General features: G+C 57.7%; 13 protein-coding genes. 6 read left to right on the top strand and 7 right to left on the bottom strand.

The features are described 5' to 3' along the window. Positions 1-130: 130 nt before the first annotated feature. A complete protein-coding gene (locus B4F73_RS04350) occupies positions 131-1354 on the bottom strand; it encodes a murein transglycosylase A (RefSeq protein ID WP_290480255.1) in 1224 nt (407 codons plus the stop codon). A 70-nt stretch (positions 1355-1424) separates the two neighbouring features. Continuing rightward, entirely contained in the window at positions 1425-2036 is a 612-nt protein-coding gene (locus B4F73_RS04345; RefSeq protein WP_290480256.1) for a Tim44/TimA family putative adaptor protein, read from the bottom strand. Between the two features lie 131 nt (positions 2037-2167). Between B4F73_RS04345 and secB the strand changes: the two genes are divergently transcribed. Further along, positions 2168-2680, top strand: a complete 513-nt coding sequence (gene secB, locus B4F73_RS04340) for a protein-export chaperone SecB (RefSeq protein WP_290480257.1) — start codon at positions 2168-2170, stop codon at positions 2678-2680. Here the strand turns inward: secB and dnaQ are convergent, their stop codons facing one another. From dnaQ to B4F73_RS04315, 5 genes are read right to left on the bottom strand one after another with little or no spacing between them, the layout of a single operon-like run. Then, positions 2681-3382: a DNA polymerase III subunit epsilon gene (gene dnaQ, locus B4F73_RS04335; protein ID WP_206991707.1), complete on the bottom strand. Its 702-nt coding sequence runs from the start codon at positions 3380-3382 to the stop codon at positions 2681-2683. Further along, positions 3379-3987, bottom strand: coding sequence for a dephospho-CoA kinase (coaE, locus tag B4F73_RS04330; RefSeq protein WP_290482588.1), 609 nt, complete (start codon positions 3985-3987; stop codon positions 3379-3381). The genes dnaQ and coaE overlap by 4 nt, the downstream gene beginning before the upstream one ends. Further along, positions 3984-4799: a shikimate dehydrogenase gene (gene aroE / locus B4F73_RS04325; RefSeq protein WP_206991709.1), complete on the bottom strand. Its 816-nt coding sequence runs from the start codon at positions 4797-4799 to the stop codon at positions 3984-3986. The genes coaE and aroE overlap by 4 nt, the downstream gene beginning before the upstream one ends. Beyond that, the gene (locus B4F73_RS04320) at positions 4796-5392 is read right to left on the bottom strand and encodes a Maf family protein (protein WP_290482587.1); all 597 of its coding nucleotides are present in this window, start codon (positions 5390-5392) and stop codon (positions 4796-4798) included. The genes aroE and B4F73_RS04320 overlap by 4 nt, the downstream gene beginning before the upstream one ends. Further along, positions 5389-6234: a pyruvate, water dikinase regulatory protein gene (locus B4F73_RS04315; protein ID WP_034813100.1), complete on the bottom strand. Its 846-nt coding sequence runs from the start codon at positions 6232-6234 to the stop codon at positions 5389-5391. The genes B4F73_RS04320 and B4F73_RS04315 overlap by 4 nt, the downstream gene beginning before the upstream one ends. Before the next feature lie 348 nt (positions 6235-6582). Here B4F73_RS04315 and hemE point away from each other — a divergent pair, with 348 nt between their 5' ends. The 5 genes from hemE to B4F73_RS04290 form a co-directional block, all read left to right on the top strand. Beyond that, complete coding sequence (gene hemE, locus B4F73_RS04310) at positions 6583-7614, top strand: uroporphyrinogen decarboxylase (protein ID WP_290482586.1); 1032 nt, start codon at positions 6583-6585, stop codon at positions 7612-7614. A 6-nt stretch (positions 7615-7620) separates the two neighbouring features. Next, a complete protein-coding gene (hemH, locus tag B4F73_RS04305; protein WP_290482585.1) occupies positions 7621-8703 on the top strand; it encodes a ferrochelatase in 1083 nt (360 codons plus the stop codon). Further along, entirely contained in the window at positions 8703-9131 is a 429-nt protein-coding gene (locus B4F73_RS04300; RefSeq protein WP_290480261.1) for a CopD family protein, read from the top strand. Before hemH ends, B4F73_RS04300 begins: the two co-directional genes overlap by 1 nt. Positions 9132-9285: 154 nt before the next feature. Further along, positions 9286-10575 carry a transcription termination factor Rho gene (gene rho, locus B4F73_RS04295; protein WP_369794153.1) on the top strand — a complete coding sequence of 430 codons (1290 nt, stop codon included), beginning with the start codon at positions 9286-9288 and terminating at the stop codon, positions 10573-10575. A gap of 16 nt (positions 10576-10591) precedes the next feature. Beyond that, positions 10592-11280: tRNA modification GTPase (locus B4F73_RS04290; protein WP_414651863.1), on the top strand; the 689-nt coding region annotated here is incomplete at its 3' end.

Raw genomic sequence — 11280 nt, 5'->3', positions numbered from 1 at the left:
GGCTTCCAGTGCGCGCTCGAACTCTTCAAGATTGTCTTTTGCCGGGCCTATCGGCTTGATCGTGCTGGCCACGCGCGACCATGCACGGGATTCTTCCGGGGTCAGGCGGCGTTTCGTCATGACCGCACTCTTACGGCGCGCCCGCATGGAACCCAAGCGTTGCCATGTCAGACGTGTGGATTCGCGCTGCCACGCCTTTGGGCAGGAACACCCACAACCGGCCCGGCGCATTCATCGTGCCGGCGCGCTCGCCCGCCTCCGGGCCCGTGCCGAAATAGAGGTCGCCGCGCACTGCACCCTTGATCGCGCCGCCCGTATCCTGCGCAACCAGCATGCCTGCCCAGTCTCCGCCAAGGCCCGGCGCGGTTGTCTGCACATACATCGGCACGCCCAGCGGATGGATATCGGTATCCACAGCCATCGACGACAAAGGCGTCAGCGGCACGGCTTGCGCCCCTTCCGGTCCGAGCGCCGCATCCCCTTCCGGCAGGGCGCGGAAGAACACGAAGCGCGGATTCTGGTTCATCGCCATACGTGTCTCAACCGGCCCGGCCCGGTCCATCCAGGCACGTATGCCCTGCATGCTGGCCTCGCCCGCCGTGATCCGGCCGGTTTCCATCAGCCAGTTGGCTGTCGACCGGAACGGGTGGCCATTATGCGCCGCATAGGCTGCGCGCACGGTACGCCCGTCAGGGAACTGCAACCGGCCCGAACCCTGGATCTGCAGGAAGAACACATCGGCCGGGTGGGCATAGGCAATCGCGCTGACGCCCGACGTCGTGATTTCAGCGCGGGAAGGATACGGTCTCAGCGCGCCATTGCGCAGGCGCTGTTTTGGACTTGCGCCATTCGGCACGAGATCGGCGGGCAGCGCGGGCACAGGCTCGGTAAAGGGCGGCGTCGGCGTGTAGCGCGCCTCGTAAAGCGGCTCGAAATAGCCCGTGAAGCGGCTCTTGCCGGACGGATCGGAAATTTCGACCGGGGTAAACAGGGATTCCAGGATGCGCCTTGCACTCTCATCATCCTGCGCATCATTCACCGCATCACAGGCAGGCAGCCACTCGGCAACGTATCCGGCCCAGGGGGCGACATTGGCCATGAAGTCCCCGGCCGACCGGTCCTGCAGCTTCACGCACGACCGTTTGAACGCACTCAGCGGCAATTCGATGGGTGCCACATCCCAGTTCGGCAACTCCCGGAAGCTCGCCGGACGCTCAATCGCAGCTGGCGGCAACGGGCCAACATCCACAGGCCGGGTCGGCGACGGCTTGGGCGACGGAGCCGGCGGTGGCGGCGCAGACTGGCACGAGGCCAGAACAAGCGCGCTGGCAAACAGAAGGATACGGCGAAGCATGGCGCCATTTATGGAATGCTTTCGGGCGGGCTGTCACGCCCCGGATGCGCGCTTTGTGGTGGAAGACTGCCTATTTGGCTTCTTCGACATCATCGAGGATCCAATTGGGATCGTTTGCGGTCACATCATGCATGTAAGCCCACAGCTCACGCGCCGTGCGGGTCGTCTCACCATCGCCCAGTTCGGCTTCATAGCGCACCCAGATGCGCGCCATATTACCGTCCATCTCAGCGCTTTCGATTTCGGCTCGACGAATGCGCAGGAGGTCAAACGCCGAGGCGCCGGTCTTTTCGCGTTCCGCAATCGCGTGGTCCCAGGCCTCATAGACGTCATCATCCAGCAGAGGCCGCAGCGTATCTCGGTCACCTGCCGCAAAAGCGGTCACGATCATCGTGTAGGCCGCCTTCGCGCCACGCATGAACGTTGCCTCATTGAAGCTGTTGTCAGCATTGTAGATGTCTTCCAACCCGCCTGCTGCCGGGCCGGTAAAGATCGGACGGTCATTGTCGGCATTGGGCAATGGCAAGTCATTTGCGCCAGGATCAACCTGGCGTGGCTTGGCCGGCTGAGTGCGTTGCACAGGAGAATTGTCCTCACCGCGTCCGAGCACCGTATAGAGGCGGAACAGGACAAACAGCGCGATGGCCGCAAGGATCACAACTTGGATCACAGGATCAAACATGGACGCGTAACTTCCTCCGATGGATTGCGTAACACCATAAATAGGGCGAACAGCCCAATGATGCCAGTGATACGTTGCGCCTTAGGGGGCCACATGCTAGGCGCGCGGCTTCAGATTCAGGGAGGATCAGCATGACAGATGCCAGCGCACCGCAAAACCCCCAACCGCAGGGCACGCCGCCTCAGGCGCCCGCCATGCGCGTTCTTGGACAGTATATCAAGGACCTGTCATTCGAGAATCCCGGCGTCGGCCCGGTGCAAGCCCAGCCGAATATAGACCTCGGCATTGATGTCGGCGCGACCCCGCACGCCGACGGCAATGGCCTTTACGAAGTCTCGCTGAAGCTCTCTGCCAAGGCGACCGCTGAACAGGCTGTCCTGTTCATTTGCGAACTCGATTATGCCGGCCTCTTCCAGATCCAGAACGCCCAACAGGGACAGATGGAACCGATGCTGCTGATCGAGTGCCCACGCCTGCTCTTCCCATTCGCGCGCCGGATCATTGCTGAAATCACCCGCGAAGGTGGTTTCCCACCGCTCCTGATCGATCCGGTCGACTTTGTGCAACTCTACCAGTCGCAATACCAGCGGGCCGCAGCCGAAGGCGGTCAGACGCCGCCTGCTGCGCCGACCGGCCAGGCCTGATCAGCCAAACTTTTTCCAGATTGAGTCTTCGCCCAGACTGTCGACAAAGGCAGAATGGGCGGCGCGCTCGTCGTCGGAAATCAAAGATTCCAGTGGCACTGGCCGTTGCCGGGCGGAACGTTTGCGCTCACCGCGGGTGAGTTCTTCTTCGCTCTCGAACGTGAAGGCATGCGCCCGCCCGCCAAGCAGCTCCAGGTAGACACTGGCCAGCAATTGGCTATCCAGCAGCGCGCCATGAAAGGTCCGGCTTTCCAGCGAGATTTCAAACCGGCGACATAGCGCATCCAGATTTGCCGGCGCGCCCGGATACTTCTTCCTGGCCATCTGCGCCGTATCGATCCAGCGAGGTTCAGGGATTGGTGGACGTCCGCATTTTTCCAGTTCCATGTTCAGGAAGTTCCGGTCAAATCCGGCATTGTGCGCCACTAGCGTGGCGTCGCCCAAGAATTCAAGGAACGCGTCTACAACCGACGGATGCTCAAAGAATGGGGCATCTCTCAGATCGTCATCCGTGATGCCTGTAATGCGCACCGTATCCTCCGATACAGAACGTTTTGGATTGATCAGGGTCCGGAACGTGCGACCTGTCGGGATGTGATTGATCATCTCGACTGCCCCGATCTCGATCACCCTGTCCCCTTCAAGGTGGTGCAAGCCGGTCGTCTCAGTATCGAATGCCAGTTCGCGAATGTCTTCACTCATGAATTTGCCTCTTCAACCAAACGATTCATCAGGGATACTATGGCGCGAACACAATCGGCAGCAAATTCGAAACCATGCGCTGTGGAGATGATGAAATCCGCCTTTGCACGCTTTTCTGCATCGGGCATCTGACGTGCCAGGATGGACTCGAATGTTTCCTCCGTCATGCCCGGTCGCGACAATACCCGTTCGCGCTGGACGTCCGCAGGCGCGGTCACCACCGCAACATAGTCGCAATACGCATAGCCGCCAGCCTCATACAGAAGAGGAATATCCAGCACGACGAAACGTGCGCCATCCTCGCGCGCCTTGTCCCGAAATTGCTTCTGGGCATCACCAGCAAGGGGGTGCACAATGGCCTCAAGCTTCCGCATCGCCTCGGCATCATCCAGCACATGCGTGCGCAAAGCCATCCGGTCGATCGCACCGTCGACCATCACCCCCGGAAAAGCCGCCTCGACCGGTGCAACGGCAGCCCCACCCTTGGCATAAAGTGCGTGAACAGCCGCGTCGGCATCGTAGACCGGAACACCCTCCTCACGAAACAAATCCGCTGTTGCAGACTTACCCATGCCGATAGACCCTGTCAGCCCAAGGACGATCATGTGGTTGCCTCCACCAGTTTACGACAGCGAGCCATCGCAGACTCCATATCCGGCAGAACTCCGAACCAGAGTTCGAAACTGAATGCCGCTTGCGCGACCAGCATGCTCAGCCCATCCATTGGCTTCCACCCGGCCGTATCCGCCTGCGCCAATATCGCCTTGGCAGGCTTGCCATAAGAAATATCGTAAAACGTCCGAAGCTTACCTTCCGGTAGGTCAAGAGACTGGCCCGTCTGGCCAAGACTCAGCGTGTTGATCACCACGTCTGCCTTGCCCATCTCTGCTTCGGCATGCTCCAAGTCTCGGATATCAGCATCAATGTTCAAATGTTTCACAAGATCCTCTGCGCGGGATCGCGTTCGATTACAGATCGTCAAGGTTGCCCGCATGTCGGACAATGCCAGCGCAACCGCTCGAGCGGCCCCCCCTGCTCCCAGCAGGCAGACATTCTGATCAGCTATTTCAATGTTCGCCTGGGCGAGGGATTCAGTAAAACCAGGGGCATCGGTGTTCTCCGCTAGCCAGCCACCAGACTTCAGCCGAACCAGAGTGTTCGCTGCTCCAATGCGGCGCGCAACATCGCTTGTGCCTTCTGCCCGCGCTATGGCATCTTCCTTGTGAGGAGAGGTCACGTTCAGACCCATCGCCATCCGTTCTTCCAGAGACGACAGGCCATCCGTAAACTCACCCTTCGGAATATGCATCGCCTCATAGGTCGCATCGATACCGTGCTCGCGTATCCACGCATTATGAATCACAGGTGACAGGGAATGACTGACTGGGTCGCCGACGACCCCATAGAGTTTGGTCATGACAACAACACTCCACGTGTCCGCAAATAGTCCAGCAACGGAAGAAGAGGCAATCCCAGGATTGAGAAGTAATCACCGTCGATCCGTGTGAACAATTGCGCGCCAAGCCCTTCAAGCTGGTAGGCACCAACCGTCGACAAGAGCGGTTCTCCGACCGCTTCAACATAGGTGTCGATGAAGGCACCACTCAGTGGGCGAACAGTCAATTTCGGCCTCGCCAGATAACGCCAGACAGGTTTCCCTTCTTCGCTGATAACAATCGCCGTTTCCAATGTGTGCGCCTTGCCGGACAGCTTCACCAGATGGTTCCGGGCATCGGCAAGGTCAACCGGCTTGTCGAACGCCTCTCCATCGAGTGAGAGCATCTGGTCACAACCGATCACCAGGCCCGGTTCGCGCATCGAAATCTTCACCGATTTCAGTTCGGCAAGTTGCATCGCCTGATCGCGCACTTTCATGTCGCTCGCGCGGAAAGAGGCTTTGGCTGCGTCTTCGTCCACATTCGGCTTGATCGTGTCTGCCTCGATGCCGGCAGCGGTCAGCACGGCTCGCCGACTTTGACTGCCGGATGCTAGAATGATGCGCTGGCTCATGGTTGGGCGTTCCGCTCATTCAGAAGGTTCAGGATAGCGGCAGCAGTTTCCTCGACAGACCGGCGGGACACATCGATTGTCTTCCACTTGTTGCGCTGGAACAGGCGGTTGGCTTGGGTCACCTCATCACGCACGGCCGCTTCATCCGCATAGATTGTGTGTTCGTCTTCCTGCAGGGAAATCAATCTCTGGCGCCGAATCTGGACGAGCCGCTCAGCGCTGATTTTCAGGCCGACGATCAGTGGGCCTTTCGGACCAAGTTCTTCCACGAATCCTGGAAGCGGAACACCGGGAACCAGCGGAATATTACCAGCCTTTACCTTGCGGTTCGCAAGATAGACACTGGTCGGCGTCTTGGACGTACGACTGACACCAAGCAGGATCACATCAGCATTCCGTAGCCCATCGACATTCTGGCCATCATCATGCGCGAGCGTGAAATTGATCGCTTCCATCCGCTCGAAATAGTCATCATCCAATGCGTGCTGTCCCGCGACGATCCGATTCGCCGACACACCGAGATGTCGGCCCAGCATGGCAACGGAGGCATCCAGTACGGGCAAAGTGGATACGCCCTTTTCGCGGCAGAAGGCTTCGAGTTTTGATCGCAGTGTCTCGTCGGAGATCGTGTACCAGACCACACCCGGTGCAGCTTCGATCTCCCTCATCACGCGCTCTAGCTGGCGTTCTGAGCGGACCAGATAATAGTTGTGCTCGAGGGGCTGAACATTCTTGAACTGCGCACACGCAGCGCGCTGGATGGCATTCAGGGTTTCACCGGTACTGTCAGAGACCAGGTGAACATTGAAGTATATGCTTAGGCGGGCGAGTGGCTTGTTCATCGCCCCTGTGTTGCCGAGGTTGGCAAAACACACAAGACCTGTGAGTCCTCTGTGGATAGAGGATCTTCCCCAAATGGATTCACAATCGAGTCACAGCCAGCGAATTCGACTCCGGCAGAATCCCCTTTCGTTCGCACCTGTGACTCCAACTGGGGTGTTAACCCATCGTTAACCTCGGTAAAATCGACAATTAACGAAACCTTACCGGGGTGCGACACCCTGTGACTCGCCTGTGGATTTAGCTGGACAATTCCTGTGTGTGGCCTTTCTCCACGAATTACACGGTCTAATAGTTATAAGCGCCCTGACGGGCTTTGTTTGATTTTGGGATGGAAGGGGGCCTGAGGCATGAACACCAAGCCTAAGCTGATTCAGGTACTTGAGGGACAGGTGGTCGCCCCGCCTCCGGTATGGATGATGCGACAGGCTGGTCGTCACCTTCCTGAGTATCTCGAGCTGAGGGCGCGCGCGAAGAACTTTCTCGATTTCTGCTACACGCCTTCAATGGCAGCGGAAGCGACGCTTCAGCCAGTACGTCGTTATGGCATGGATGCCGCCATCCTGTTTGCTGACATTTTGCTGATCCTCGACACGGTGGGTCTGAGTGTGCGGTTCGAAAAAGGTGTTGGACCTATTGTTCAGCAAATCGATACAGCAGCTGATTTAGCAAAAGTCACACCCCAGAAAGCGGCTGATCGATTGTCTCCGGTTTATGAGACGGTTGCTCGTGTGAAAGCTGCCTTGCCCGACGACACAGCCCTGATTGGTTTTGCCGGATCACCCTGGACGGTCGGGCTCTACGCTATCGAAGGTCGCGGCAAGACAGACAAGTCGCTCGCCTGGCGATGGGCACATGGCAAGCCAGACGAATTGGCGAACGTGTTGGATCTCATCAGCGAAGCAACAGCGCACTATATGGCCGCGCAGGTGGAAGCCGGCGCGGATGCATTGATGTTGTTCGACAGCTGGGCCGAGGGTCTGCCCAATAATATCTTCCGAGAAGTCATTATCGCGCCAACGAAGAAACTGGTCGCACGGCTGAGGGAAATGGGTGTCACGGTTCCCATCATCGGATTTCCGCGCGGCGCGTCTGCCATGCTGCCGGAATATGTTCAGGAGACGGGTATCACGGCCGTCGGTCTCGATACGGCAGCAGTGCCAGCCTTTGTGAACGCCGCCCTGCCCGCCGGATTTCCGGTACAGGGACATCTTGACCCACTCCTGCTGATTGAAGGGGGTCAGCGACTCGACGATCGGGTGCGCGAGCTTATCTCTGCCTATGAAGGTCGGCCGCATGTCTTCAACCTTGGACACGGAATCCGGCCGGAAACCCCGATCGCGCATGTTGAGCGCGTGCTGGAAATCATTCGGAAGGGCTAGGAAATCATGAGCCGAAAGATCGCCGTAGTTCTGTTCAATCTGGGAGGACCGGATTCGGACAAGACCGTGAAACCCTTTTTGAAAAACCTGTTCCGAGATCCAGCCATTATTGGTGCGCCGTTGCCCATTCGCTGGTTTCTCGCTCGGCTGATCTCCACGACCCGTGCGCCATCAGTGATCAAGAATTACGCCATGATGGATGCTGGCGGTGGGTCACCGCTTTTGCCTGAGACTCAAAAACAGGCGCATGCGCTTACGGCATCGCTGCAGGAAAAATTGCCTGAGGATGAGGTCAGGTGTTTTATTGCGATGCGCTATTGGCACCCTTTCACCGAAGAAGCCGCGACTGATGTAAAAGCCTGGGGCGCAGACGAAGTCATCTTGTTGCCGCTCTATCCGCAGTTTTCCACAACGACGACAGGCTCGTCCCTCACGGCCTGGAACAAGGCTTACAAGGGTATTGCCAAGACAATCTGCTGCTATCCCTTCGCCGAAGGCCTGATCTCCTCGCATGTCGACCAGATCATGAAGGCACACAAAGCTGCGGGTGAACCCGGCAATGTTCGTCTTCTCCTGTCAGCGCACGGTTTGCCGGAAAAAATCGTGAAGGATGGAGATCCCTACCAGTGGCAGTGCGAGGCCATGGCAGAGATGATCGCCGGGCGGGTGCCGACCGACTGGGAGATTGTGCCATGCTACCAGTCGCGCGTGGGACCGCTGAAATGGATTGGCCCGCCGACCGAGGACGAAATCGAAAAAGCGGCCAAGGAAGGCAAGAACATCCTGATTGCACCCATTGCCTTTGTCTCCGAGCATATCGAGACACTGGTGGAACTTGGCGAAGAGTACCGACTTGTGGCTGAAGAGCACGGCGCCGCGAGCTATACCCGCGTGGAAGCGCTGGGCGTGCATGAGGAGTTTATCTCCATGCTGCGCGATGAAGTGCTGAAGACAATGGGACAAGACTTGCCGATCCGATCATGCGCAGACTCCCGGCTTTGCCCTGGCGACTGGAAGAATTGCCCGAACCGCACAGCCCATCCGAAAGTCGGCCAACGCGCCAATCCCGTTCGCAAGGACGTCGCCTGATGCTGTATCTCTGGGTGAAGGCAGCGCATGTTGTGTTCGTGATTGCGCTGATGGGCGGCTTGCTCGTTTATCCCCGCTACAAAATTCATCAACTTTCCAGCCAGCCGGGCGAGCCTCTTTTCGAGACGATGAAAGAAGCATCGAACAAGTTGCGCATGATCATCCTGAATCCCAGCCTTATCCTCGTTTGGGTGCTTGGCGTTGCCATGCTTGTTATGAATCAAAGCTTGCTGAGCATGCCTTGGATGCATGTAAAACTCCTGCTCGTGCTGATCCTGTCCGGTCTGCACGGTTATTTCATCGGTGTCGGAAAGAAGATTGACCGAGGAGGCGACGGGATTCCCGCCAAGCGCCTACGGATGTTGAATGAAGTGCCCTTCCTGCTGATGATCGGCGTCGTTATCATGGTGATCGTCAGGCCGTTTTAGGCAGGCCCCGTGCCCAACCCCTTGACGATTTGACCATTCTGGCCCCATAAGCGGCAAAACCGCTGCGCAGTCCTTGCGCGGGCGAAGAACTCCCAATTTACCAAAATCCGGTTGCCGACACACATGACGGCGGCCCCTCATCCGGAATTCATCCATGGCCTCTTCCATGCTCGACGACATCACCAGTGTAAAACTCAGCGATCTCAAGGCAAAATCGCCAGAGGAATTGCTCTCCTATGCTGAAGAACTGGAGGTCGAGAATGCCTCGTCCATGCGGACACAGGACATGCTGTTCGCAATCCTCAAGGAATTGGCGGATAGCGAAGTAGAAATCACGGGCCAGGGCGTGCTGGAAGTTCTGACTGATGGCTTCGGCTTCCTGCGCTCACCGGAATCCAACTATTTGCCCGGACCAGACGATATCTATGTCAGTCCGGAAGTTCTGAAGAAGGGTAACATCCGGACTGGTGATACTGTCGAAGGGCCGATCGTCGCGCCGCAGGACAATGAACGCTACTTCGCGCTGACGGATGTTTCGCGCATCAATTTCGAGGAACCGGACAAGGCCAACAAGAAGGTTCACTTCGACAACCTCACACCGCTTTATCCCGAAGAGCGTCTGCGCATGGAAAGCCAGGATCCAACTCGCAAGGATCGTTCAGGACGTGTCATCGACATTGTCGCGCCCATCGGTAAGGGTCAGCGCGCGCTGATCGTTGCGCCTCCGCGGACCGGTAAGACGGTGTTGCTCCAGAACATCGCCTCCGCCATCGAGGAAAACCATCCTGAATGCTATTTGATCGTCTTGTTGATCGATGAGCGTCCCGAAGAAGTTACTGACATGCGACGTACGGTGAAGGGCGAAGTCGTGGCTTCGACATTTGATGAGCCGTCCACACGTCACGTCCAGGTCGCCGAAATGGTAATCGAAAAAGCCAAGCGCCTCGTTGAGCACAAGCGTGACGTCGTCATCCTGCTCGATTCGATCACGCGTCTTGGCCGTGCTTACAACACGACCGTTCCAAGCTCTGGTAAAGTGTTGACCGGTGGTGTGGATGCCAACGCGTTGCAGCGCCCCAAACGTTTCTTCGGTGCGGCGCGGAATGTCGAGAATGGTGGCTCGCTGACCATTGTTGCCACTGCCCTGATCGATACCGGTAGCCGCATGGATGAAGTCATCTTCGAGGAATTCAAAGGTACGGGTAACTCCGAAGTCGTGCTGGATCGCAAGATCGCCGACAAGCGGACCTTCCCGGCCATCGACATCATGAAATCTGGCACGCGAAAAGAAGAACTGATCACGCCAGCTGCCCAGCTGTCCAAGATCTACATTCTGCGTCGCATCCTTGGCCCAATGGGCACGAATGATGCAATTGACTTCCTTCTGGATAAATTGCGCCAGACGAAGAACAATGATGAGTTCTTCGAAGCCATGAAGAACTAGCGGAGCGAGCCTGGCCATGAGCGAGCGCGACACGATCTGCGCCCTCGCCTCGGGCCAGCCCCCAGCAGCTATCTGTATTATCCGGTTATCAGGAGACCGGATCTGGAAACTGGCAGGTGCCCTGCTCGATTGCGGCCTGCCGGAACCCCGTCATGCTACTCTGACGAAATTTCGCGACGAGGATGGAAATCTCATTGATGAGGGACTCGTCGTCTTCATGCCCGGGCCGCATTCCTATACCGGTGAAGATACGCTGGAGCTTTACCTGCATGGCGGTCCAGCCGTCATAACCCATGCAATCAGTACACTGACGAGTGAGCCTGGAGTGCGCTTGGCTGAGCCGGGTGAGTTCACGCGACGCGCCTTTGAAGCGGGCAAGATCGATTTGACCGAGGCCGAAGGCGTCGCTGACATTATCGAAGCAGAGACCAATGCACAGAAAGCCCAGGCTCTTCGGCAACTGACGGGCGGTCTGACCGAGCAGTACGACCAATGGCGGGCTGACCTGACGGGCATACTTGCCTTGATTGAAGTGGTTGTGGACTTTCCGGACGAAGAAGATGCACCCGAGGAAACCACGGCACCGGTCATCCGGAAGCTGACCCGATTGATTCACGAAATCGAGGAAGCGCTTGGCGACCGGGGGATCGGAGAGAAGATCCGGGATGGATTTCGCATCGCCATTATCGGCGCGCCGAATGCGGG

The organism is Hyphomonas sp. UBA3601 (genome assembly GCF_002375605.1).
Classification (GTDB): Bacteria; Pseudomonadota; Alphaproteobacteria; order Caulobacterales; family Hyphomonadaceae; genus Hyphomonas.
The sequence above is the reverse complement of the archived record's forward strand: the minus strand, read 5'-3'. Positions and strand labels throughout refer to the sequence as shown.